The organism is Metabacillus litoralis (assembly GCF_020524045.1).
GTDB classification, from domain to species: domain Bacteria; phylum Bacillota; class Bacilli; order Bacillales; family Bacillaceae; genus Metabacillus; species Metabacillus litoralis_C.
Genome location: NZ_JAIVKL010000043.1, coordinates 1 through 1,843 on the forward strand (window position 1 = coordinate 1; position 1,843 = coordinate 1,843).

Annotated in this window: 1 protein-coding gene; it reads right to left on the reverse strand. The window is 38.1% G+C overall.

Features of this window, described 5'->3' with window-relative positions; genetic code table 11:
* Positions 1-254: 254 nt before the first annotated feature.
* Positions 255-1,694, reverse strand: coding sequence for a DDE-type integrase/transposase/recombinase (locus LC076_RS23920; protein WP_226671601.1), 1,440 nt, complete (start codon positions 1,692-1,694; stop codon positions 255-257).
* Between the last annotated feature and the right edge of the window lie 149 nt (positions 1,695-1,843).

Here is a 1,843-nt window from a genome sequence, read left to right on the forward strand (position 1 = left end):
GGTAGTGTCAAAAGTTCTATGAAAACTACCTAGAAGTTTAAGCTCTCTGCCAGTTATTAGGTGGAAAGGCTGCGCAATCGCTCTTGACAAACACACCAATGGTTTATTGGTAAGTTAACAAGGGCGAAGGGACAAAAAGAAGGCATGTCAAATAGCCCTTGGTTATTTCCATTTTAAACCATTGGTAAGTTCGGTTTGTCAAGAGTTCGCTCCGCCGATCGCTGGATAGATCAAGGGCTCTGCTAAACAAAAAGTCAGGAAGATCGTTGTGCTATTATCCATTGTTGGGCTAAATCAATGAGTTTTGTCCAACGAGCTGGCATTGTCGGAAGTCCAGATAATGCAGGATTCACAACTGGCACCTTACCTTCTAAAGATGCATGAGGCCTTAGAAAATTAAAATAAGCCACAAATAAGGTCACAAATGAAACGGATCCTTGTTCAGAACCAAAGCCATGTGTTGAGCGATAATTACCCTTGAATGTTCGATTGAGTCTTTCAATGATCTGTTTCATAGGTCTGTATTCTGTTGAAACAGGGTCTTCATTGGTAAGTCCAATGACTTGTTTCACATCAAATGAAATACCGTGTTGTGCGAAAAAATGTTGAGCTAGAAGATAGATTGGATTCCCATCTACCACGAATGACAAATTTCCTGGAATTTCTTTCATCTTTATCAAAACCTCATCTATCGCACGAATAGCTGTGCTTGTATCACGATTAGGTGATACTGGATAAGAGAGAATGATCTTTTTGACCGCATCGAAGAAGAAAAATAAATAGTGCCAGCGACCACCTACTCGGATATACGTTTCGTCACCACAAAATTGATCCGAAAGCTCATACGGATAGTGATCCACGTAGGGCTTAAGCAATAGAGCTACACTGTTTTCGTAGTTCAATATCGTCTGATGTGAAATCGGCACACCATGAACATCTTGCATGATGGCAGCCGTCCGACGGGCTGAAAGGCCGTAGTTTATATGGTAAGTCAAAATCAGCCCTAGTGTATGTGGAGAGGCATAAATCTTTGATAAATCTACGATCGGGAGTTTTTTCGTATCTTTTGATAATGGTTGAAAATCAATGTGAAACTGACGGAATTTGTATCTTAATTTAAATAAGTGAGGTTGCTCTTGAAACTGCTTCTTCTCTTTCCTAGTCATTGATTGAAGTTTCTTTTGATAATAGGAACAGTCGTTATTTTTACACTTGAAGACAAGGAAATCCTTTCGTTCTTTAATCTTCTCAAGGGTTCTTGAACAGTGAGGACACTTTAGGATGGCCTCTTTAGAAAAACGATGTTTATCACTAAAAAGACACGAACACACCTTACACTGAAACTGGCCTTTATCTCCGTTATTGGCATAAAGGTATTCCGACGGAGCACCACACTTTGGACAGTTCAGAGATTTCGGGATAAAGGCCTTTGATTTAGACCGTCTTTGAACAGGCTTGAGAGATCTACCGTGTTCATTAAAATAATCGTTTAAGAGAATTTTGTAATTTAATTTTTCGAGAGGTTCAATGATCGGTAAATCATCAACCTGAAGTTTGCGGTACGGTTGATTTACAGGCGATTCATCAAGTTTTTCAAACATACTTTTTCCAATAAGAAGAGTAAGTAATGTTTTGATTACCTGATCTTGATACTTGATAAATTCCATTAAATAAGTTAATAATTGAGGGTACAACTTGTCACTTCCTTTTCTTTTAGGGATTAAGTGTGTGTGTGGTAACCTCACTTTTAACCTAAAATTCAGGGGGTGGCAAGTTTTTTGCATTTAAAGCCCTATAAATCAAGGAATTATTAACTTTTTAATATAAAAGTTTTGACAATACG